An 18,460-nucleotide genomic window follows, 5' to 3' on the forward strand; every position below is an offset into this window, starting at 1 on the left:
CTCATGCCAGCCGCTTCCGCAGGTACTCGCTGGGTCGCAGGCCGGGGTAGGGCAGCCGGCGGCCGATGTCGTCGAGCTCGCGGTGCGCGTCGTTGAGCAGCGACCGCGCGACATGATCGGGGACCTTCTCCGACAGCGATTCGCGGGCCACCGCGAGCGCGCCGATGGCCCGGATGACCGCCGGGTCGTCGCGCCCCTCCGGCAGGCCGGACACCTCGACCGCGAGCGCGGTGAGCCCCGCCAGCCGGGCGCGCAGGTTGGCGGTGCGCAGGGTGCCGAACCGGCCGCGGGCGAGCGGCGCCGGGTCCAGCAGCGAGCGTACGGACAGGGCGAGCAGGGCCACGACGCACGCGGCGAACAGCCAGGGCAGCGCCGGCAGCGCGACGCGCAGCGGGTCGAACGGCTGGTCGGGCAGCGGCTGGTCGAACAGCCCGCCGTTGCGGATGTCCGCGACCCGGCCCAGGTAGACGTTGAGAATGTTGCGCTGCGGGTACGCGTAGCGGCTGAGCCGGTCGCCGTAGCGCGCGTAGACCCCGGCCGCCGCGATGTCGGCGAACTCGGCCGCGTGCGGGCCGTGGTACTCGATCCAGTCGCCGTACATGACCACGATCGGCCGGTCGGGGAACTCCCGGGCCAGCGCCGGCCCGTAGTCGGGGGCGGGCCTGTCGCCCGGCAGGGCGGGCAGCACCGCGAACAGCGCCTCGGCGCCGAACGCCTCGGCGGCCAGTGCGCGCGGCACCTCCGTGAGGGTGGCGCCGGCCGCGATGTGCGCTCCCGTGGCCCGCAGGTCGGCGACGACCGGGGCGAGTTCGGCGGCGGTCGGCTCGCGCCATGGCGCGTACACGGAGGTGTCGACATCGGGCTGGTCGGTCAGCGCGGGGATGAGGGCCAGCAGGCCCGATGTGATGTCGTGGCGGCCGAACTGGGCGCGCCAGTCGCCGGCCCGGTCGCCCACGGCGACATAGAAGTCGCCCGTCACCCGCGTGCCGATGATCGTGATGGTGGCGTTCTCGACCTCGTTGACCTGCTTGCGCTGCTCCTCCGTCAGCCCCGGCGGGGCCACCAGGATGCGCACGTCGTTGCCGGCGATCGCGGCCGCGACCGCCGCGGCGTCCCAGTGCGCGACCGCGCCGTCGAGCCGCACGACCGGGTCGGCGGCGACCATCGCGGTCATCTGCTCGACCGACGGCAGCGTCGTGTCCGTCAGCTCGCCGGCCGACCCCTCCGGAATCGTCTCGCGCGGGGGCAGCTGGCCGTAGCGCACGTCGGCACTCTGCCGCTGGGCCAGGAGGAAGACGGCGACGAACGTGGCGGCCAGGCCCAGCAGCAGCCAGCGCAGCCAGGGTGCGGTGAGGCGGTCAAGCATCCGCGGCCGCCCGCCACAGCTCGTCGGCCTGCCGTGCGTAGCGCGTCGCCGCCCGCGCGGCCGACCGCCCGCCCCGGTGCGCGGCGATCGTCTCCGCGCGGCTGAGCAGCTGGTCGGCCGCGGCGACGGCGGCAGGGACCGCGTCGCGGCTGATGGTCGCGCTCTCGATGGCGGCCCGCGCCCGCGCCCACGCCGCGCGGCGGTCCGCCGACCGCCGCCGCCAGCGCGGCACGAACGCGGTGGCGAACCCCGCGACCAGCAACAGGACCGCGCCGATCACCCAGACCGGCCAGTACGACGGCACGACACCCTCCCCCAGGTCGGCACACGTCCGGCCGATTCTTCCGGATCATGTCAAGGGACGGGTCGCCGCCACGTGGGGCGACGCGGTGGCCGGTCGGCCGTCGATGCTCGTGGGGTCGACGCTCCACGCGGCCGCGACCGCCATCACGTCGTCCTCCGACACGAGGATGTCCAGGTCGTCGTCGAGCGTGGCGGGCAGGCCGGCGGCCAGCTCGGCCGCGTCCGGCTCGCCGTGCCAGACCACGACCTCGCCCCGGTCGCCGGCGTGCTCGAAATCCCGCAGCACGAACCCGCCCACCGCGCGCGCCCAGCGGTGCGTCTCCGAGACCCGGTGCGTGGCGAACAGCTGCACCTCCGTGCCCAGCGTCGTCGACAGCGCGCCGAGGTCGAGCGTCCGGTATGCGCGCAGCAGCAGCCACCGGCCCGCCACCAGCAGCCAGGGCCCGCCGGCGCCGGGCAGGGGCGGCGTCACGACGACCCGGTCGTCGGTGAGGTAGGCCATGTCGACGGCCGTCCGCCACGGCGCGGGGCCGAGGTCGCGCAGCCCCAGCGCGGCCACGACCGCGGCCGGGTCGCCGTCGCGCACCGCGAGCCACGCCTGCTTGAACCCGAAGCCCATCATCGTCTCGCCGCTCACGCCCCGACTGTAACGAGATCAGGACGGTGGCAGCACCAGGCGTGGTTGCACGATGCGGAACGAGGTCGGCGCGCCCGGCCCGCCGCCGCGCCGGGCCGCGTACTCCGGTACGCCCACGCACGTGAACAGCAGCGTCACGAGGTCGTCGGGCTCGCCGAGCAGCCCGGGCACGAGCGAGTCGATGAAGGTCATGCCGGTGGCGCTGGCGCCCAGGGCGTACGCGGCCAGGTGCAGGCGGCCCTCCACCAGGCCGGCGGCGAGCTGCGCGTCCCGGTAGGCGCGGTCGTCGAGGTCGGCACCGGGCGTCGCGGCGATGACGACGAACGCCGCCTCGCCCGCGAGGCCCTGGTCGAGGCAGATGCGGGTCAGCTCGTCGCGCAGGTCGCCGGTGCGCAGCGGCCGGTCCAGGTCCGGCCACCGGTAGACGCCCGGCTCGACGCCGTCGACGCCGTGCACGACGACCCAGTGCGGCACGTCGACGCCGCGCAGGGCCGCCCGCAGCGACCAGTCGAGCAGCGCGCGGGGCAAGGTTTTCGTGCGGTCCATCCGCCGCTGCGAACCCCGCCGGAGCACGACCTCGTCCAGCGCCGGCGACGGCGGCACGTCGGGCAGCGCCCCGCCGGCCGGCCAGGGCGCGCCCCACTCGTCGCGGTCGCCGGCCCGCTGCGCGATCGTGCACACCGGCAGCTCCACGTCGGGCAGCTCACCGGTGGCGGCCGGGCCGGTGGCGGCCAGGGCCGGCTCGCCCTCGCCGAGGCTGAGCAGAAAAACCGGAAATTCGTGTACGCCGTCGGCGCCGACGAGCGCGCGTACCGGCTCGTCCGGGAAGCGGCTGCGTGGGCGGGGGTCCAGGCCGGCGCTCGCGGCCGCCGCCCACAGTTGCGCCAGCAGCGTCCCGGCGTCCCAGTACACGTGGCGCCAGCCGCGTTCGGCGTAGCGCCAGCCGCTGCGCCACGGCACTCCGGTGACGACGATGGTGGTCGCCTCGCCGCCGGCCGCCGGCCCGATCCGCACGAGGGCGTGCTCCAGCGGGTCGTACCAGTGGACGCCGTCCGGCACGCCCGCGACGCCGCGCGTGCTGACGTAGACCTCCAGCGGGAACCGGTTGCCGGCCGAGCCGGACGCGCGGAACAGGATGCGCCGGCCCTCGGGCTCGAAGACCCGCACGACGCCCGCGCCGAGGAACAGCACGCGGCCGAGCTGCGCGGCGTCCAGCGGCCGGGCCGGCGCCGGGCTGCCGGCGAGCGCGGCGGTCGCGGACATCCCCACCTCGGGCAGGTCGCGGGGGAGCGCCACGACGGGCAGGCCGGCCGGGTACGACTTGATGGCGGGCGGCCGGGTCGCTGGGTCGTTCTGCGCCAGGTCATGGCGCAGGCGCGGGTCGTCGGGCCGCTCGTCCCACTCGCGGTCCGGCACGTAGGACGTCAGCCGGTGCAGCAGCCCGGCGCCCGATTCGAGGTTCACCTCCGGCATCCTGCCAGGTCACAGGCGTACGGGTGACGGCGCGGTGGCGGCCGGCTGGCGCCGCGATGGCGACCGCTGTCGGCCGCGCGCGGTGCGTGTCAGCCTGAGGCGATGAGTCGGACCCTGGACAGCAAACCGGTCAGTGACCTGCGCCGCGACGACCTGCACGCGAGCCTGTCCGACCCGGTGCTCGACACGATGAACTTCCTCAACGAGGTGACGCTGCGCTACCCGAAGGCGATCTCGTTCGCGCCGGGTCGGCCGTACGACGGGTTCTTCGATGTGGAACAGATCTTCGCGCACTTCCGCCGGTACCTGGAGTATCTGGCGGCCCGGGGCGGCGGCGAGCGCGAGATCCGCGACGCGCTCTACCAGTACGGGCCGACGGCGGGGCAGATCCGCGACCTGATCGCGCACTCGCTGCGTGTCGACGAGGACATCGACGTGCCCGCCGAGGCCATCGTCGTTACCGTGGGCAGCCAGGAGGCGATGGTCCTGGCGCTGCGGGCGCTCATGTCCGGCCCCGACGACGTGCTGCTCGTGTCGAGCCCGTGCTACGTCGGCATCACCGGCGCCGCCCGCCTGCTCGGGGTGGCGGTCACCCCGGTGGAGGAGCGCCCGGACGGGTTCTCGTGCGCGGACCTGGAGGCGGCGATCCTGGCGGAGCGGGCGGGCGGGCGGCGCCCACGGGCCTTCTACGTCGTGCCCGACCACGCGAACCCGACCGGCACGACCATGCCGGCGTCGACCCGCGCCGACCTGCTGGACCTGGCCGTGCGCCACGACCTGCTGATCCTCGAGGACAGCCCGTACCGGTTGGTGGCGCCGGGGTCGCCCGTGCCGACGCTGAAGTCGCTCGACGCGCACCGGCGGGTCATCCACCTCGGTTCGTACTCGAAGACGCTGTTCCCGGGGGCGCGGGTCGGCTTCGTGGTCGCCGACCAGCGGGTCCGGCACGCCGACGGGACGGTCGGCCTGCTCGCCGCCGAGCTCGCGAAGATCAAGAGCATGGTCACCGTGAACACGTCGTCGTTGAGCCAGGCGGCCGTCGCCGGGGCCCTGCTGGCGGCGCGCGGCCGGGTGTCGGAACTCAACGCCGACACGGCGGCGTACTACGGCCAGGCCATGGCGGCGACGCTGCGGGAGCTGGACCGCTGCTTTCCCGAGGCCCGCCGGGACGAGCTGGGGGTGAGCTGGAACCGGCCGGGCGGCGGGTTCTTCCTCACGATGCAGGTGCCGTTCGTGGCCGACAACGCCGCGCTGACCCGCTCGGCGGAGGAGTTCGGCGTGATCTGGACGCCGATGTCGTACTTCTACCCGCAGGCCGGCGGCCAGCGCAGCATCCGGCTGTCGATCAGCTACCTGAGCCCGGTGGAGATCACCACGGGCATCGGCCGGCTGGCGCGGTTCGTTGCCGCCCAGCGCGAGAGCGACGGCGGCGGACCCGGTCGGCACGCTTAACCGCGCCGGGTCCGCCCCGCCGTCATGCCACCGTCACACCGAAACCGACGGCGGCAACAGGATCGTGCCCGGCACCTGCTCCAGGATGGACTTGTGGAGCTCCTGCAGTTCGGGGCCGGGGTCGATGCCGAGGTCCTCGCGGAGTTTCCGCCGGATCACGGCGTACACCTGCAGGGCCTCCGCCTGGCGGCCGGCGCGGTAGAGCGCGACCATCAGCTGGGCCCGCAGGGTTTCGTGGTACTGGTATCGCGAGACCACTTTGCGCAGCTCCGGGACGATCGTCCGGTGGTTGCCGAGCAGGATCTCCGTGCTGAACAGGTCCTCGTAGGCGGCGATCCGCTCGTCCTCCAGCAGCCGCGCCTCCTGCTGGATCGACTTGCCGGGCACCCCGACGAGGGCCGTCCCCCGCCACAACGCCAACGCCGCGCGGAGGCTGCGCACGGACTCGCGCAGCTCCCCGTTGGCGTTCAACCCGGCCGCCTCGGCGACCCCCTGCTTGAACGACCAGACGTCCGTCTGGGCCGGGTCCACATGCAGCAGGTAGCTCGCGGAGCTGGTCTCCAGCCCCACCCCGCTCACCGGCTTGAGCAGCTGTCGTAGGCGGTAGATGTAGGACTGCAGCGTCGTCTGCGCCGCCGCGGGCGGCTGGCCGTCCCACACGTACCGGATCAGTCGTTCGACGGGAACCTCGTTGTTCACGTCCAAAAGAAGCGTGACAAGAACCGCACGCTGTTTTGGGGCCGTAATCGGGATTCGATTGCCCGATTCACGTACTTCCAGACTCCCCAGGATTGCGAAATTCACGTCGTCCCCCGTCCAGGACTATTTGATGGCACAAACAATTCGAGCTGCCCCGCTGTCATGCTGTGCGCCAGGAAAGCGGTGGTCCGCGCGCCCGTACCATCGCTGGCGCCCTCGTGGCGCCTGGCCTGGAATGGTGCTGGAGGATTGCCGGAATTGCCATGGAAGCTCTCTCCAGGGATCTCGAAATGTGGCCCAATAATACATGATCAAGAATATAGATCATTTTGTTTAACCCGAGGTCCTGCGCGCAAAGTCCCGCCCTGAATCGGCCGGTCGGTGGAGTGAAGTGGCCGAACCGCCGAGGGCGCTGATCTGTGATCCGTGTCAGTCGGGACGCCGTTCGGGCGACGGGCCGCTGTTGTTAACCTTCATTGCCAATAGGCGTCTGTGTCGCGTTTCCGGCTCCAGCGAGGCTCCATTATTCGGTCAGCCGAACACCGCGATATCGCCAGTAATTCAACGCCGGAAATCCGGCACTGCGCGACGCCGCACTTCTTGACCCGGCTCGATTTTCTCGCATATCTTTCCGCTGCCCACTGCTCGCGAAACGCTATTTCGACGCAATTGTGGAGGATGGCAAGTGATCAGAAGAAAAGGCACCCTGCGCGCCAAGCCGCGAATGTGGGGGTGGACCTTCCGATGACCATCAGCATCGAGGCCCCCGCCGTCGGGGCCCGCGACCCGCGCCCGCTCGCCGAGGACCTGCCGGACGACCCCCGGCCGGCCGGTATCGCGCGACTGCTCGGCGTCGGCACGGCCGTGTCCGAGGACTCCTACTCCCAACCCGAACTGCTCGACGCCTTCGGCATCACCGACTCGCGGGTCCGGTCGGTCTTCCTCAACAGCGCGATCGACCGGCGCTTCCTGTCCCTGCCGGGCCGCGCACGGGGCGGCGGGCTGGCCGAGGAGGCCCAGGGCGACCTGCTCGACAAGCACAAGGCGGTCGCGGTCGACATGGGCTCGCGCGCCCTGCTCACCTGCCTGCGCAACATCGGCGCCGAGCTGTCCGACGTGCGCTACCTGTGCTGCGTCACCTCCACGGGCTTCCTGACCCCCGGGCTGAGCGCGCACATCATCCGCGACCTCGGCATCGACCGGCACTGCTCCCGCGCCGACATCGTCGGCATGGGCTGCAACGCCGGCCTCAACGGGCTGGGCGCGGTCACCGGCTGGGCCGCCGCCCACCCCGGCGAACTCGCCGTCATGGTGTGCGCGGAGGCGTGCTCGGCGGCGTACGTGTTCGACGGTTCCATGCGTACCGCCGTGGTGAACAGCCTGTTCGGCGACGGGGCCGCGGCGGTCGCCGTCGTCGGCGGCGCCGCCGCGGACGCCGCGGCCACCGCGACGCCGACGCCCCGGGTGCTGAAGTTCGCCAGCACGATCATCACGGACGCGGTCGACGCGATGCGCTACGACTGGGACCGCTCCGCCGGCAAGTTCAGCTTCTTCCTCGACCCGCACATCCCGTACGTGGTGGGCGCGCACGCGGAGCTGACCCTGGACCGGCTGCTCGCCGGCACCAGCCTGCGCCGCAGCGACATCAGCCACTGGCTGGTGCACTCCGGCGGCAAGAAGGTCATCGACGCCGTGCTGGTGAACCTCGGGCTCACCCACCACGACCTGCGGCACACCACCGGGGTGCTGCGCGACTACGGCAACCTGTCCAGCGGCTCCTTCCTCTTCTCGTACGAGCGGCTGCAGAACGAGAACTGCGTGCAGGCCGGCGAGTACGGCGTGCTGATGACCATGGGACCCGGTTCGACGATCGAGATGGCGCTGGTGCAGTGGTGACGGGCGGGAGTGAGGCAGTGTCCACAGAGGAGAACGTCGTCCGTGTCGACGGCGGTCGGCCCTTGTCGGCCGCGTCCGTGGCGGCGGTCGTCGCCGCGTGCGACCGGGCCGAGGACGGCGGGCCGGCCGTGGTGCGGCTCATCGTGTCCGGCGTACCGGCGCAGCCGTGGCCGGCCGACCTCGACGTCGCGCTCGTCAACCGCTGGGAGCGGGCGCTACGACGGCTGGAGCGGCTGCCCGCCGCGACCGTGGCCGTGGCCATCGGCGACTGCGGCGGCCCCGCGCTCGACGCGCTGCTCGCCACGGACTACCGGGTCGCCACGACGGACGCGCGGCTCGTGCTGCCCGCGGCCGGTGGGGCCGCGTGGCCCGGCATGGCCCTCTACCGGCTGGCCCAGCAGGCCGGCGTGGCCGGCGTGCGCCGGGCCGTGCTGTTCGGCGAGCCGATCGACGCCCGGCGCGCGCTGCAACTGCGTCTCGTCGACGAGCTCACCGACGACCTCGACGCCGCCGTCAGCGAGACGGGGCCGGGGTCCGACGCGGGCGCGGAACTCGCCATCCGGCGCCGGCTGCTGCTCGACGCGACCAGCATGAGCTTCGAGAACGCCCTGGGGGTGCACCTTGCCGCGTGCGACCGGGTGCTGCGGCGGGGCACGGAGGTGGCGGCGTGACCGCCGCGCCCGCGGCCGTCGGGACGCTGGACGCCACCACGCCGGCGCCCAGCGTCCCGGCCGCCGGCGTCGAGGAGTCCTGGCGGGCGGTGGCCGCGACCGCCGCGGCGGCGGGGCGCCCGCTCGCGGAGCTGCCGCCGCCGGCCGACCGTACGCCGGCGCAGCGGCAGGCGGCCGAGGAGGCCAAGGCGGCGGCGCGTGGGCTGCGCGCCCGGTTCCTGGCCGAGCACGTCGAGGCCGTGTACGACCGGCTCACGGCAGGCCGCACCCGGCAGCCGCGGCTGGCGGACCTGGTCGACGCGGCCGCGCGCGTGTTCACCGGCCTCGTGCCGGACGCGGCGCGGCTGGCCGACGAGCGGGCCCGGCCACAGGCCGCCAAGGAGGGCCACGAGATCGACCAGGGCATCTTCGCCGGCGCGGTGCTCGGCTCGCCCACGGCCGGGCGGCACCTCATGGCGTCGATGCGGCGGCCGACCGAGCGGGCCCTGGCGCTGCGCGCCGAGTTCGCCCGCACCGGGCGGCTGGACCTCGGCTCGGTCCTGCTCACCCGCGACGGCGTGGCCGCCCACCTCACGCTGACCCGGGAGGACTGCCTCAACGCCGAGGACGACCGCCAGGTCGACGACATGGAGGCGGCGGTCGACCTGGCGCTGCTGGACCCGGACGTGCGGGTCGGCGTCATCCGTGGGGGCACCATGAGCCACCCGCGCTACCGCGGCCGGCGGGTGTTCAGCGCCGGCATCAACCTGCGCAGCCTGCACGCCGGCGGCATCTCCCTGGTCGACTTCCTGCTGCGCCGGGAGCTGGGCTACCTCAGCAAGCTGGTCCGGGGGCTGACCCCGGACGCCGACGCGGCCTGGCACGTCACGGCCGTGGAGAAGCCGTGGGCCGCGGCCGTGGACACCTTCGCGATCGGCGGGGGCTGCCAGATCCTGCTCACGGTCGACCACGTCATCGCGGCGTCCGACGCGTACGTGAGCCTGCCGGCGGCCAAGGAGGGCATCGTCCCCGGCGTGGGCAACCTGCGGCTGACCCGGGCGGCCGGGCCGCGCGTGGCCCGCCAGATCATCCTGCAGGGCCGGCGGCTGTGGGCCACCGAGCCCGCCGCCCGGCTGCTGGTGGACGAGGTCGTGGAGCCCGACCGGGTGGACGCGGCGGTCGCTGCGGCCGTCAACCGGCTCGCCGGCGACGCGGTCCTCGCCAACCGGCGGATGCTGCACGTCGCGGAGGAGCCGACCGACGTGCTGCGGGAGTACCTGGCGGAGTTCGCCGTCCGGCAGGCGTTGCGTCTGTACAGCGCCGACGTCCTCGACAAGGTCGGCCGGTTCAGCGCCGGCCGGCCATGAGCGCGGGAATGCCGGCATGAGCGACGAGCCCCGCGTGCGGTACGAGAAGAAGGACGGCGTCGCCTACGTGACGCTGAACCGGCCGGCCGTCCTCAACGCGCTGGACCTGCGTACCCACGCCGAACTCGCGGCGGCGTGGGACGACGTGGAGGCCGATGACGCCGTGCGCGTCGCCGTGCTGACCGGCGCGGGCGACCGGGCGTTCTCCGTGGGGCAGGACCTGCGCGAGCGCGCCGCGCTGGACGCGCGGGGCACGCCGCCGGCCACGTTCGGCAGTCGCGGCCAGCCTGGCTGGCCGCGACTGACCGAGCGGTTCGGCTTGAGCAAGCCGGTGATCGCGCGGGTCAACGGGTACGCGCTGGGCGGCGGCTTCGAACTCGTCCTCGCCTGCGACATCGTCGTGGCGGCCACCACGGCGCTGTTCGCCCTGCCGGAGGCGCGGCTGGGCCTGGTGCCCGGCGCGGGCGGGGCGTTCCGGCTGGCCCGGCAGGCGCCGCTGAAGGCCGCCATGGGCTACCTGCTCACCGGCCGGCAGATGACCGCCGGGCAGGCCGCCCGGTTGGGCCTGGTCAACGACGTGGTCGCGCCCGAGGACCTCGACGAGTGCGTGGCCGACTGGACCGACGACATCATCCGGTCCGCGCCGCTGTCCGTGCGGGCGATCAAGGAGAGCGTGCTGGCCTCCGTGGACATGCCGCTGGAGCGCGCGTTCGCCACCCGGTTCGCGTGGGAGGAGCGGCGCGCGCGGAGCGCGGACGCGGTCGAAGGACCCCGCGCGTTCACCGAAAAACGACCGCCCATGTGGCGCGGAGAGTAATCCGACAGGGCCGCTGGAGTCGCAATGGAGCCGCACTGAACGGCCCTTGTCGGTGCTATTTCCGGATGCAATTCTGATGGCGGCGAATTGCATTTAAGAATGTCGCATGCTCAATGAAAGGAGCGGTCGTGGGAAATCCCTTCGACTCGGCGGACGGTACATTTTTCGCCCTGGTCAACGACGAGGGACAGTATTCGCTGTGGCCGGGCTTCGCCGATGTTCCCGCTGGCTGGAAAGTCGCATTCGGTGAGGACACCCGGGAGGCCTGCCTCGATTTCATCGAGGCCAATTGGACCGATCTGCGGCCCAAGAGTCTTATTGACGACATGAACGCGCGGCGCGATGCCGCACTGGAGGTTTCGTTGCCATGATCGGTGGTGGCGGTCCGCTAATTCAGATCCGGGGCGGGGCCGGCCCCGAACCCGACTCCGACGTCAAGCAGCAGATCCGGCCGGGCACGGTCCGCCGCATCCTGCCGTACGCCCGGCCGTACCGCTGGCGCGTGGTCATGCTGCTGTTCTTCGCGGTGGTCGACGCGGTCATCATCGTGACCACGCCGCTGCTGTTCAAGGTCCTCATCGACGAGGGGATCCTGCCCCGCGACCGGGGCATGGTCATCGCCGTCGCCCTGGCAGTGGCGGGCCTGGCCATCCTGCAGGCAGGGGTCGGCTTCGCGGAGAGCTGGGCCTCGGCCAAGGTCAGCGAGGGGCTCATCTACGAGCTGCGCACCAAGGTCTTCGCCCACGTGCAGCGCCAGCCGCTGGCGTTCTTCACGCGCGCCCAGACCGGCTCGCTCGTCAGCCGGCTCAACACGGACGTCGTGGCGGCCCAGCAGGCCGTCACCTCGCTGCTGTCCATGGTGGTCTCCAGCAGCCTCGTGCTCCTGCTCGTACTCGGCACGATCTTCTACCTGTCCTGGGTCCTGGGCGTGATCGCGCTGGTGGTGCTGCCGTTCTTCATCCTGCCCGGGCGCGTCGTCGGCCGGAAGCTGCAGAAGCTGCTGCGCGAGTCCATGCAACTGGACGCCGAGATGGGCTCGCTCATGCACGAGCGGTTCAACGTCGCCGGCGCCCTGCTCGCCAAGTTGTACGGCCGCCCCGACGGCGAGGTGGGCCTGTTCGCCCGCAAGGCCGGCCGGGTCCGCGACATCGGCGTGGTCACGTCCGTGTACTCGCGGATGCTGCTCGTGTCCGTGACGCTGCTCGCGTCGCTGGCCACCGCGGTCGTGTACGGCCTCGGCGGCACCCTCGTCGTCGACGGGGTGTTCCAGATCGGCACCCTGGTGGCGCTCGCCGCGCTGCTCACCCGGCTGTTCGGGCCGATCAACCAGCTGTCGAACGTGCAGGCTCAGGCGATGACCGCGCTGGTCAGCTTCGACCGGGTCTTCGAGGTCCTCGACCTGCAACCCCTGATCGTCGAACGGGCCGGCGCCAGGGCGCTGCCGGCGAGCGCGACGGCACCCGAGATCACCTTCGACCGGGTGTCGTTCCGGTATCCGCGCTCATCGGAGGTGTCGCTCGCCTCGCTGGAGACGATCGCGCTGCCGGGGCGGGAGCGGGCCGACGACGCGTGGGTCCTCAACGAGGTCAGCTTCACCGCGCCGGCCGGCAAGCTCACCGCGCTGGTCGGGCCGTCGGGGGCGGGCAAGACCACGATCACCCACCTGGTGCCGCGGCTCTACGACCCGAACGCGGGCGTGGTGCGCGTCGACGGGCACGACGTACGGGACCTGACCCTCGCGTCGCTGCGGGAGAACATCGGCATGGTCACCCAGGACGCGCACATGTTCCACGACACGCTGCGCGCCAACCTCCTCTACGCCCGCCCCGACGCGACCGAGCAGGACCTCATCGAGGCGTGCCGGGCGGCACAGATCTGGGACCTCATCGCCACCCTGCCCAACGGCCTCGACACGGTCGTCGGCGACCGGGGGTACCGGTTCTCCGGCGGCGAGAAGCAGCGCATCGCGATCGCCCGGCTGCTGCTCAAGGCGCCGTCGGTCGTGGTGCTCGACGAGGCGACGGCCCACCTGGACTCCGAGTCCGAGGCGGCCGTGCAGGAGGCGCTGCGCACGGCCCTGGCCGGGCGCACGTCCCTGGTGATCGCCCACCGGCTGTCGACGGTGCGCGAGGCCGACCAGATCCTCGTCGTCGACGGCGGTCGCATCGTCGAGCGGGGCACGCACGACGAGCTCATGCAGGCGGGCGGCCTCTACGCCGAGCTGTACGAGACGCAGTTCGCCCGCCAGCGCGCCCCGCAGGGCGAGCTGGTCGGCGCCGGTCCCCGCCTGTACGGTCCGCCGCCCGGCGAGGGCGGTGGCACCCCCCACCTGTACGGCCCGCCGCCCGACGGCGAGGACGCCGGCGGCCCCGGGCTGCATCTGCTGCCCCCGCCGTCGGGCCCGCCGCCGGGCGGGCGCGGTCTACACCCGCCGCAGCGGCGCCTGATGGGCCCGCCGCCGAACGGCAACGGCGGCGGCGAGCCGCGGCAGGACTACTGACCATGTCCACATTCACCAGTGAGGAGGCGAAGTGACTCAGGCGCAGGTTGAAGACGTATGGCCGCTGGCGCCGCTGCAGGAGGGCCTGCTGTTCCACGCGGAGTACGACGAGGACGCCCCGCGCGACGTCTACGTCGGACAGCGGGTGCTGAACCTGGAGGGCCCGCTGCACCCGGAGGTGCTGCGGGCCTCGTGGCAGGCGCTGCTCGACCGGCACGCCAGCCTGCGGGCAGGGTTCCAGCACCGCGGCTCGGGCGACGCCGTGCAGGTCATCGCCCGTAGGGCGGTCATGCCGTGGCAGTTCGAGGACTACTCGGACCTGCCGGAGGAGCAGGCGCTGGCACGCGCGGACGAGGTGATCGACGCGAACCGGGAGCGGTTCGACCTCGCCGTGCCGCCGCTGATGCGGATCCTGCTGATCAAGTTCGGGCCGGAGAAGTTCCGGCTCGTGGTGACCATGCACCACATCCTGATGGACGGCTGGTCCCTGCCGATCCTGTTCCGGGAGCTGTGGGCCGTGTACGGCGACGGCGGCGATCCGAGCCGGCTGCCCCCGGTCACCCCGTACCGCGACTACCTCGCCTGGCTCGTGCGCCAGGACAAGGACGTCGCGCGCGAGGCGTGGCGGCAGATGCTGTCCGGCCTGGACGACGCCACGCTGGTCGGCCCCATCGACCGGGGCGGCCCGCCCGTCATGCTGCAGCACGCGATCACCCACGCGGGCGACGAGCTGGCCGAGAAGCTGCGCGGCGTCGCCAAGACCAACGGGCTGACGCTCAACTCGGTCGTGCAGAGCTGCTGGGGCTACCTCGTCGGCAAGCTGTCCGGCCGCAGTGACGTCGTGTTCGGCGCCACGGTCTCCGGCCGCCCGGCCGACCTGCCCGGCGTCGAGCGCATGCTCGGCCTGTTCATCAACACCGTGCCCGTGCGGGTGCAGCTCGACCCGGCCTCGCCGTTCATCAGCGTGGCCGCGAAGCTGCAGGCCCAGCAGGCCGGCCTGCTCGAACACCAGCACCTCGGCATCACCGAGATCCAGCGGGCGGCCGGCTCGGGCGCCACGTTCGACACGATCCTGGTCTACCAGAACTACCCGCGTGGCCCGGCGGAGCAGAAGCGCACCGGCGGCGCCCCGGCGGTCGCGGGCGGCACCGCCGAGGCGCCACCCTTGGCCGACAACCCGAACGGGGCGCGGCGCCTCGCAGTCCCCGCCGGTGCCGAGGGCACGCCGCAGCAACTGGGCGGCCCGCAGGGCGGCGGTGGCCCGCGCAAGCTGCTCGGCCCGCCCCCGGGCCAGGGCGGCGAGCCGCGCCTGCTGCCCCCGCCGGACGGCGCGGGCGGCGAGCCCCGGCTGCTCGCCCCGCCACCGGACGGTCAGGGCGGTGAGCCGCGCCTGCTGCCCCCGCCGCAGGGCCAGGGCGGTGAGCCCCGGCTGCTGCCGCCGCCGGACGGTCAGGGCGGCGAGCCGCGCCTGCTGCGTCCGGGTGGCGACGGTGCGGCGCAGGGCGACCTCACCCAGCCTCCGAAGTACGGCGGCATCCGGGTCACCGGCGCGGGCGGCGAGGAGGCGGCGCACTACCCGCTCACCCTGGTGGTGACTCCGTTCGACGAGATGGAGCTGCGCCTGGACTACCGGCCCGACGTGTTCGACCAGCCCTTCGCCGAGGCGCTGCTCGAGCGGCTGCGCCGGCTGCTGACCCAGGTGGCCGACAACCCGCGCGTCCTGGTCAGCCGGCTGGAGGTGCTCGATGAGGACGAGCGCCGCCAGGTCCTGGTCGACTGGAACGACACCGCGTGGCCGGTGCCGGGCGGCTCGGCCGCCGAGCTGTTCGAGGCCCAGGTTGAGCGGGTGCCGGACGCGGTCGCGGTGGTCAGCGGCGACGTGACGCTCAGCTACGCCGAGCTCAACGAGCGGGCCAACCGGCTGGCCCGGGTGCTGCGTGACCGCGGCGCCGGACCGGAGAGCCTGGTCGGCGTGCTCATGAAGCGCTCGGCCGACCTGATCGTGACGCTCCTGGGCGTCATGAAGGCCGGCGCGGCGTACGTGCCCCTCGACGGGGACCACCCCGTGGAGCGGCTGCGCGCGGTGGCCGCCGAGGCCGGCCTGTCGGTGCTCGTGACCGACGCGGAGTCGGCCGGTCATGAGCTGTTCGCCGGCGCGGCCGCCTTCGACGTCGTGAACGTGTCGGCCCTCGCGCTCGCCGGCGGCCCGCCCGTGGGCTACCGCACCGTACGGGTGACGCCGCGCAACCTGGCGTACGTCATGTACACCTCCGGGTCGACGGGCGTACCCAAGGGCGTCGCGGTGACGCACGGCAACGTGGTCGCGTTCGCGATGGACCGCAGCTGGACCGACGACATCGCCGAGCGGGTGCTGTTGCAGGCCAACCACGCGTTCGACGCCTCCACGTACGAGGTGTGGGTGCCGCTGGTGCGCGGCGGGCGGGTGGTCGTCGTGCCACCGGGCCAGGTCGACGCCGTCGAGCGCGGCAAGCTCATCGCCGACCACCAGATCACGAACGTGCACGCCACGGCCGGTCTGTTCCGCGTCCTCGCGGAGCAGAGCCCGCACATCTTCGCCGGCGTGCGGGAGGTCTCCACCGGCGGCGACGTCGTGTCGGCGGCGGCCATCCGCGCCCTGCTGGACGCGCACCCCGACCTCGTCGTGCGCACCACGTACGGCCCCACCGAGAACACCTCGTTCACCACCCAACTGCCGTTCACGGTCAACGACACCGTGCCCGCGACCGTGCCGATCGGCGTACCGCTCGACAACACCCAGGTGTACGTCCTGGACGAGTTCATGCGCCCGGTGCCGCCCGGCGTGGTCGGCGAGCTGTACGTCGCCGGCGCGGGCCTCGCCCGTGGCTACGTCGGTAGGGCCGGCCTGACCGCCGAGCGGTTCGTGGCCTGCCCGTTCCCCGGCAGGGACAACGCGGGTGGCCGCATGTACCGCACGGGTGACCTCGGTCGCTGGAACAACGCCGGCCAACTGGAGTTCATCGGCCGCGCCGACGAGCAGGTGAAGATCCGGGGCTTCCGCATCGAGCTGGGCGAGATCGAGGCGGTGCTCACCGCGCACGAGCTGGTCAAGCAGGCGGCCGTCATCGCCCGCGAGGACCAGCCCGGGGTCAAGCGGCTGGTCGCCTACGTCGTGCCCGCCCCCGGCGCGCACGTCGACCAGGCGGCGTCCGTCAGTACGGTGTTGCGCGAGCACGTGGCGGCCCGGCTGCCGGACTACATGGTCCCGGCGGCTGTGGTGCTGCTCGACGCCATCCCGGTCACGGTCAACGGCAAGCTCGACCGGGCGGTGCTGCCCGCGCCGGACTTCGGCGCGGTGTCCACCGGCCGCGGCCCGGCCACCCCGGTCGAGGAGATCCTCTGCGAGCTGTTCGCCGAGGTCCTCGGCCTGGACCGGGTCGGCGCGGAGGGGTCCTTCTTCGCGCTGGGCGGCGACTCCATCATGTCGATGCAGGTGGTGTCCCGGGCCCGCCGGGCGGGGGTCGTCATCACCCCGCGGCAGGTGTTCGAGCTGCAGACCCCCGCCGAACTGGCGCGGGTGGCCAAGTCGCTGGCCGAACTGGAGCCCGCCGAGGGCGAGGCCGACGTGCCCACGGGCATCGTGCCGCTCACCCCGGTCATGCACGACCTGGCCCGTACGGCCGGGTCGGTGACCCGGGCGGGCAGCCAGTCGATGCTGATCACCGTGCCGGCCGGCATCACGCTGGCGAAGCTCGCCGGGGCGCTGCAGTTCGTTCTCGACCAGCACGACGTCCTGCGGGCCCGCTACGACGCGGCGGGCAACCAGCTCGTCGTGCCGGTCGCCCGCTCGGCGGAGGCGGTCCCCGCGGTCGACCTCGTCCGGCGCGTCGACGCCGCGGGGCTCGACGAGCAGGCGCAGGCCGAGCTCGTGCCCGCCCAGGCACATGAGGCGTTCCGGCGCCTCGACCCGGACAACGGCGTGCTCGTGCAGGCCGTGTGGCTCGACGCGGGGCCGGATACGGACGGGCGGCTGCTGCTGGTCATCCACCACCTGGTCGTCGACGGGGTCTCCTGGCGGGTGCTCATGCCCGACCTGGCCATCGCGTACAAGGAGCTGGAGGCCGGCCAGGAGCCGACCGTCGACCCGACCGCCACGTCCTTCCGGCGGTGGGCGACCGCCCTGGCCAACCAGGCGGTCAGCCAGGAGCGGGTGAGCGAGCTGCCGGCCTGGCGCGCGATGCTGGCGGGCTCGGACAACCTGGTCGGCGACCGGGCGCTCGACCCGGCCCGCGACACCGTGGCGGCGGGCCTGCACCGCGCGCCGCACGAGGTGCCGCCGGCGTTGACCACGGCGCTGCTCACCCAGGTGCCGACGGCGTTCCACGCGGGCGTCGACGACGTCCTGCTCGCCGGCCTGGTCGCCGCGGTCGCCGAGTGGCTGCGCGGGCAGGGCAGGGGAGTGGACGGCGGGTTCCTGGTCGAGGTCGAGGGGCACGGCCGCGAGCCGCTGACCGCCGACATGGACCTCACCCGCACGGTGGGCTGGTTCACCGGCTCGTACCCGGTGCGGCTGGACCCCGGTCCGGTCGACTTCGCCGAGGTGCGCGCGGGCGGGCCGGACGCCGGCCGGTTGCTCAAGCGGGTCAAGGAGCAGCTGCGCGCGGTCCCCGGCGACGGGCTGGGGTACGGCATGCTGCGGTTCCTCAACCCGGCCACGGCGGAGACGCTGGCCGCGCTGCCGGTGCCGCAGATCGGCTTCAACTACATGGGCCGCTTCGGCGGAGGCGGCGGCGGTGAGCGCCGGCCGGACGGTGGCCGGCCGGACGGTGGCCGTCCGGAGGGTGGCCGTCCTGAGGGCGGGTCGCCGGACGCCGTCGCGTGGCAGCCGGCCGGCGAGCGCGCGCTCGCCGGTCAGGTCGACGACGACATGCCGTCGCGGCACGCGCTCGAGGCCGGCGGCATCGTCCGGGACACGGCCGAGGGCCCGCAGCTGTCGCTGAACCTGGCCGCCCCGGCGGGCCTGCTCAGCGAGCAGGCGGTCGAGCAGCTGCTCGCGGCGTGGGTCGACGTGCTCAGCGGCCTGGCCACGCACACCACCACCCCCGGCGGCGGTGGCCACACCCCGTCGGACTTCCCGCTGATCGCCCTGGACCAGGACGACATCGAGCAGTTCGAGAGCAAGCTCGGCTGATCCACCCCGGAAACGCTGTGGCCCGGGCCGTCACGACGGCCCGGGCCACAACGCGTCATCCCGACGTGGGACATGTGTCCTCGTGGCCGCATGGACGTTTTGTAGACGTTCTGTGGAACCGCTGTGGAAG

The 18,460-nt window shown here is 73.3% G+C and carries 13 protein-coding genes; 8 read left to right on the forward strand and 5 right to left on the reverse strand.

Annotated features, from left to right (window positions below; all coding sequences use genetic code 11):
- Position 1: 1 nt before the first annotated feature.
- Genes ABD191_RS23530 through ABD191_RS23545 form a run of 4 tightly spaced genes read right to left on the reverse strand, consistent with a single transcriptional unit; the run spans position 2 to position 3,770 of the window.
- The gene (locus ABD191_RS23530) at positions 2–1,366 is read right to left on the reverse strand and encodes a hypothetical protein (RefSeq protein WP_344086130.1); all 1,365 of its coding nucleotides are present in this window, start codon (positions 1,364–1,366) and stop codon (positions 2–4) included.
- Positions 1,359–1,670 carry a DUF6403 family protein gene (locus ABD191_RS23535; protein WP_344086132.1) on the reverse strand — a complete coding sequence of 104 codons (312 nt, stop codon included), beginning with the start codon at positions 1,668–1,670 and terminating at the stop codon, positions 1,359–1,361. The genes ABD191_RS23530 and ABD191_RS23535 overlap by 8 nt, the downstream gene beginning before the upstream one ends.
- A 45-nt stretch (positions 1,671–1,715) precedes the next feature.
- Positions 1,716–2,306, reverse strand: a complete 591-nt coding sequence (locus tag ABD191_RS23540) for a hypothetical protein (protein WP_344086133.1) — start codon at positions 2,304–2,306, stop codon at positions 1,716–1,718.
- Positions 2,307–2,324: 18 nt separating this feature from the next.
- The gene (locus tag ABD191_RS23545) at positions 2,325–3,770 is read right to left on the reverse strand and encodes a nitroreductase family protein (RefSeq protein WP_344086135.1); all 1,446 of its coding nucleotides are present in this window, start codon (positions 3,768–3,770) and stop codon (positions 2,325–2,327) included.
- 111 nt (positions 3,771–3,881) lie between these two features.
- Between ABD191_RS23545 and ABD191_RS23550 the strand changes: the two genes are divergently transcribed.
- Positions 3,882–5,231: an aminotransferase-like domain-containing protein gene (locus ABD191_RS23550; RefSeq protein ID WP_344086137.1), complete on the forward strand. Its 1,350-nt coding sequence runs from the start codon at positions 3,882–3,884 to the stop codon at positions 5,229–5,231.
- Positions 5,232–5,264: 33 nt separating this feature from the next.
- On the opposite strand, the gene ABD191_RS23555 is transcribed toward ABD191_RS23550, so the two are convergent.
- Complete coding sequence (locus tag ABD191_RS23555; RefSeq protein WP_344086139.1) at positions 5,265–6,035, reverse strand: AfsR/SARP family transcriptional regulator; 771 nt, start codon at positions 6,033–6,035, stop codon at positions 5,265–5,267.
- A 639-nt stretch (positions 6,036–6,674) separates the two neighbouring features.
- Here ABD191_RS23555 and dpgA point away from each other — a divergent pair.
- The 7 genes from dpgA (at position 6,675) to ABD191_RS23590 (ending at position 18,330) form a co-directional block, all read left to right on the forward strand.
- Entirely contained in the window at positions 6,675–7,826 is a 1,152-nt protein-coding gene (dpgA, locus tag ABD191_RS23560) for a 3,5-dihydroxyphenylacetyl-CoA synthase DpgA (RefSeq protein WP_344086142.1), read from the forward strand.
- 17 nt (positions 7,827–7,843) lie between these two features.
- Positions 7,844–8,497 carry an enoyl-CoA-hydratase DpgB gene (gene dpgB, locus ABD191_RS23565; protein ID WP_344086145.1) on the forward strand — a complete coding sequence of 218 codons (654 nt, stop codon included), beginning with the start codon at positions 7,844–7,846 and terminating at the stop codon, positions 8,495–8,497.
- On the forward strand, positions 8,494–9,843 hold the full coding sequence (dpgC, locus tag ABD191_RS23570; protein ID WP_344086148.1) for a (3,5-dihydroxyphenyl)acetyl-CoA 1,2-dioxygenase DpgC: 1,350 nt from the start codon (positions 8,494–8,496) through the stop codon (positions 9,841–9,843). The genes dpgB and dpgC overlap by 4 nt, the downstream gene beginning before the upstream one ends.
- 16 nt (positions 9,844–9,859) lie before the next feature.
- On the forward strand, positions 9,860–10,660 hold the full coding sequence (dpgD, locus tag ABD191_RS23575; protein ID WP_344086150.1) for an enoyl-CoA-hydratase DpgD: 801 nt from the start codon (positions 9,860–9,862) through the stop codon (positions 10,658–10,660).
- 113 nt (positions 10,661–10,773) lie between these two features.
- On the forward strand, positions 10,774–11,031 hold the full coding sequence (locus tag ABD191_RS23580) for an MbtH family protein (protein ID WP_425560834.1): 258 nt from the start codon (positions 10,774–10,776) through the stop codon (positions 11,029–11,031).
- Positions 11,028–13,160: an ABC transporter ATP-binding protein gene (locus ABD191_RS23585; RefSeq protein ID WP_344086155.1), complete on the forward strand. Its 2,133-nt coding sequence runs from the start codon at positions 11,028–11,030 to the stop codon at positions 13,158–13,160. The genes ABD191_RS23580 and ABD191_RS23585 overlap by 4 nt, the downstream gene beginning before the upstream one ends.
- A gap of 31 nt (positions 13,161–13,191) precedes the next feature.
- Positions 13,192–18,330 (forward strand): amino acid adenylation domain-containing protein, encoded by a 5,139-nt coding sequence (locus ABD191_RS23590; RefSeq protein ID WP_344086158.1) that lies wholly within the window; start codon positions 13,192–13,194, stop codon positions 18,328–18,330.
- Positions 18,331–18,460: the final 130 nt, after the last annotated feature.

Origin of the sequence: Luedemannella helvata, assembly GCF_039528415.1 — a bacterium.
GTDB lineage: Bacteria > Actinomycetota > Actinomycetes > Mycobacteriales > Micromonosporaceae > Luedemannella > Luedemannella helvata.

Coding starts and splice junctions, on each gene's coding strand:
- ABD191_RS23530 (WP_344086130.1), bottom strand. CDS start 1,366: ATGCTTGACCGCCTCACCGCACCCTGGCTGCGCTGGCTGCTGCTGGGC.
- ABD191_RS23550 (WP_344086137.1), top strand. CDS start 3,882: ATGAGTCGGACCCTGGACAGCAAACCGGTCAGTGACCTGCGCCGCGAC.
- dpgA (WP_344086142.1), top strand. CDS start 6,675: ATGACCATCAGCATCGAGGCCCCCGCCGTCGGGGCCCGCGACCCGCGC.
- dpgD (WP_344086150.1), top strand. CDS start 9,860: ATGAGCGACGAGCCCCGCGTGCGGTACGAGAAGAAGGACGGCGTCGCC.
- ABD191_RS23580 (WP_425560834.1), top strand. CDS start 10,774: ATGAAAGGAGCGGTCGTGGGAAATCCCTTCGACTCGGCGGACGGTACA.
- ABD191_RS23585 (WP_344086155.1), top strand. CDS start 11,028: ATGATCGGTGGTGGCGGTCCGCTAATTCAGATCCGGGGCGGGGCCGGC.